At 30.1% G+C, this 3,718-nt stretch carries 4 protein-coding genes; all 4 read left to right on the top strand.

Annotated elements, in window-relative coordinates; translation table 11 throughout:
- Window positions 1-94 precede the first annotated feature (94 nt).
- The 4 genes from ACOSP6_RS00210 to ACOSP6_RS00195 all read left to right on the top strand — a co-directional run bounded on the left by ACOSP6_RS00210 (window position 95) and on the right by ACOSP6_RS00195 (window position 3,682).
- Complete coding sequence (locus ACOSP6_RS00210) at window positions 95-655, top strand: hypothetical protein (protein WP_422095664.1); 561 nt, start codon at window positions 95-97, stop codon at window positions 653-655.
- Window positions 656-780: 125 nt separating this feature from the next.
- The gene (locus ACOSP6_RS00205) at window positions 781-2,247 is read left to right on the top strand and encodes a hypothetical protein (RefSeq protein ID WP_422092355.1); all 1,467 of its coding nucleotides are present in this window, start codon (window positions 781-783) and stop codon (window positions 2,245-2,247) included.
- A gap of 168 nt (window positions 2,248-2,415) precedes the next feature.
- Entirely contained in the window at window positions 2,416-2,925 is a 510-nt protein-coding gene (locus tag ACOSP6_RS00200) for a DUF1444 family protein (RefSeq protein WP_422095663.1), read from the top strand.
- Between the two features lie 178 nt (window positions 2,926-3,103).
- Window positions 3,104-3,682, top strand: coding sequence for an SMI1/KNR4 family protein (locus tag ACOSP6_RS00195; RefSeq protein ID WP_422092419.1), 579 nt, complete (start codon window positions 3,104-3,106; stop codon window positions 3,680-3,682).
- The last annotated feature ends 36 nt before the right edge of the window (window positions 3,683-3,718 follow it).

The following is a 3,718-nucleotide window of genomic DNA, read 5'->3' as shown; positions in this document are numbered from 1 at the left end:
TTATTAATTATCTTTCCGAAACATAGGAAAACGACTCGCGTCCTTTTCCCGCAAAAAATTATACACAAATACGTTGCTAGTAATTTGAACAAAAATGTGCCGATACGGAATTAATGCATATAAACCACATTATGCTTGCTTTGAATGTAGAAAAACATTTAAAAGGAAACTAATGGTTGATATTGACAGAGACTTTAAAGATTGGGAAAAGCAATCTCACAAATGTCCTGAATGTGGAGGATTGACAGCAAATATGGGACTTGACTTTGAATCGCCTAAAAAGTCTGACTTGAAAGCGTGGAATCATATGAAAGACCTTTATGAAACTGGAATTACATTTCATTCTTGTGGATGTTCTGGACCAGGTTACATCCCAAAAGACAAAAACTCACTGATTGAATTTCTAAATGAAAAAAAAGAAATATATGTGGAGAATTTACGGTTTTGGATGACAAGAGTAGAACCTAAATCAGAAAGTGAAAAAAGTAAAGATTGGAATAACAATAGTCATTTTTTATTCAATCTTCCGAGTGAATTCAAAACAGGAACTAAAAAGAAAAGAAGGACTGATTTAAAAAAAGCAGTTGAATATTGGACTGAAAGAGTTAGTGATATCGAAAGTAAAATAATAAAAACTACTGGCAACAACGTATAACCGTAATTACGGCGGATTCGACTACGTCCGAATCCACTCGGTAATTACTAACGCTAGTTCTTAAACAAAATATGTAACTTTAATCCCGTAACAACAGTTATACAAATACGTTAGCAAACATACGAATGAAACAAATTGCTTTAATATTAACATTCTTCCTGTCCTTCAATCTTTTTGGACAATCGAAATTTAACCAAAATAAGATTTCGAGTAAGACAAATAAAATTGTTCATAAAATAGCAAAGGTCAATGAATTAATGGGCTCTGCGGTTTCTATTGGTGGAACAAGACCAAAACAATATGATAATTTTGTGGAATTAGAGAAAAAAGCTTCTAAAGAGGAACTGATTGAATTAACAAATCATCCAAATGGAGTTGTACGTTCATATTCGTTTTGGGCATTGTCACATAAAAAGAACATTGACTTATTTCCAATAATTAAGAATCATCTGAATGACGATGAATTAGTAAGTACAATGTTTGGTTGTATTGTAAGTAGAGAAAAAGTTGGCGATTTTTTTATAAGTGTTGCTACGCCAGAATATATCGATTTAGATTCGGACAAAATGGATTCTAAAGAAATGAAAGAATTAGATAGCCTTTTAATATTTCAACCAAACAATTTATCGGCTCGATTTGATGCTATTAATAGAGCTGAACCAACTGAAAGTTTATACCCAAAAATTCGTGAACTAGTTATTAATGAAAAGAATCAAAGTGCATTAGTAACTTTGGCTAAATTTCAAAAGAAACAAGACATTGATATTATAAAAAAATTTCGAAACGAAACAGATAAAGATGAAGGCGGATATTTTTTTACATATAAAGCCATAAGTTATTTTCCAAATACGAAATTCTTCCCATTTTTAAAATCACAACTTCAAAAGACATTAGACAATACGCATTTTAGTAATGAATGGACACAATTGTACAGAGCAATTGCAAGCTACAAAAATGAAGATGCTAAAAATCAATTACTAATACCTTTTACACAAGTCGAACATAAGCATATTAGAAAGTATCATTTGAATATGATTTTTTCCGCATTAAATGAATTTCAATGTAAGAACTATGAAGAAATTCTATGGAAACTATGGGAAGAAGAAAATAAAATCTCACCAAAAGTCTTCGAGTATTTAAGCAGTCTAAATTCAAGTAGAGCATTCGAATTGACAAAAAAAAGTATGCAAAACCCTAATGACTTGGACATTGCGAATTTCAGTTTTGACAATTTTGAAGAAACAAAAAGCTTGAACGAGCAAATGCTAGACTTAATAATAGATAAAGATAGAGATTTTGGATTCCAGTTAATCAGAGAGAACATCACAAAATCAAATGTTCATAATTTCCCATTATATGCTAAAAAGGCATCTAAATTTAAAGACAACTCATTTGTAAAACCACTAATAGAAATATTAGAAACGGAATGGAATGCACATATTTATCTGTCTGCTACCAAAGCGTTAATATCTTATAATAATCAAGACATTAATAATCAGATTTTAAGTGCGAGAACAAAAAATGAAAACTTGAGAAAGGATTGGGGCGGAAAAGCTTTTGATGAATTACTCTCTGAAAACGGAATAAAATAAAAGTACGTTTGCTAACAACGTATATAAAAAATAGCGGTTTAATCGCTTTATTGAACAATAATGAATAAATTAAGGTTAGTTATAACCCGAAAAGTTAGTGATTAAAATCCGCTACTTTTCATATACAAGACCGTTGTGTGTAATTCCCCCAAACTCTAAGACAGAATAATGAAAACAAAATATTTACCTCAATTTTTCATAAAATCATGGGAAACCGAATATGATGTCTTTGGAATAAAATTCACCAACGAAGTTTCAATTGGTTTAATAGAAAAACTGGAGTCCGGCTATTCATTTATATCATCAAAGGAATTCAGAGAATTAGAAATAACTCCAAAAGAATTACTTTCCAATGCAATTAACAACCTTAGAAATTCAATCACCGAATGTGAATTAAAAATTTACAAACTAAATGGTGGCAAAATTTGTTTTTGGAACTCAGAAAATGACAACTTCACAGCTGTGAGAATTTTACTCCCTGAATATCAAAAAATAATAAAAGAGAAAATATCGGAAAACTTTAATTTTTCGATCCCAAGCAGAGATATAATAACCTGCTGGAAATCAAAACTTAACGAAGAAAACTCTAAATTTGATAAAGAAACAAAAAAGGATTTTAAAGAAGAAGAATATAATTTAAGTAAGAAAGTTTATGAATGGAGAGATATTAATTTATAACACTACACACAACAACGTGTATAATTAATTGCGGCTGAATTTCCTCACTGGAAATTCAATCTTATTAATTATCTTTCCGAAACATCGGAAAAGGACTTCCCTCCTTTTCCCGCAAAAAAATCATACACAAATACGTTGTGCGTCATTAAAATAAAACTCTAAATAAAACATGGAATGGTTGAAAAAAATAATTGATGAAACTTTAGACAAAATGGCTAAGGAGGAAATTCTTATGAAAAAACCAGACCCAAATATGCCTAAAGAGATGCTTGATTTAAGTATTCCACAAGACGATGATTGGAAACCTTGGAAACCAATCGAAAGCACTTTTTCAAACTCTGATATAGACAAAATAGAACAATTAATTGGAATTGAATTACCTCTTTCTTATCGAGAACTTTTAATGTATAAACATTTTTATGAACTTGATATTCCTGATTATGCTGTTAATTTTCACCAAAACTTACCTGATAAAAATCTTGAAGGGTTTAAAGAAACTTTCTTTGAATATTACGACTCTGAATTCTTAATTAAAAAAGGACTTATTTACTTCGCGGACTTTCAAGATTATGGATTGTTATGTTTTGACTCTAATGAAAAAAGAGAAAACAATGAATATCCAATAGTTTATGTTGACCACGAAGAACTGACTACGAAACATCATTATTCAGATAATTTAAAAGAATTAATGTTAGCTGATAGAGAAAGAGGAAATAGATTTATAATGGAATTGAATGAATACAATCGAAAACAATAAACGAACGCACAACAAAGTGTATAATTAATTGCGGCT

The organism is Tenacibaculum sp. MEBiC06402 (assembly GCF_049239625.1).
Taxonomy (GTDB): domain Bacteria; phylum Bacteroidota; class Bacteroidia; order Flavobacteriales; family Flavobacteriaceae; genus Polaribacter.
The sequence above is the reverse complement of the archived record's forward strand: the minus strand, read 5'-3'. Positions and strand labels throughout refer to the sequence as shown.

Coding starts and splice junctions, on each gene's coding strand:
- ACOSP6_RS00205 (WP_422092355.1), top strand. CDS start 781: ATGAAACAAATTGCTTTAATATTAACATTCTTCCTGTCCTTCAATCTT.
- ACOSP6_RS00210 (WP_422095664.1), top strand. CDS start 95: ATGTGCCGATACGGAATTAATGCATATAAACCACATTATGCTTGCTTT.
- ACOSP6_RS00200 (WP_422095663.1), top strand. CDS start 2,416: ATGAAAACAAAATATTTACCTCAATTTTTCATAAAATCATGGGAAACC.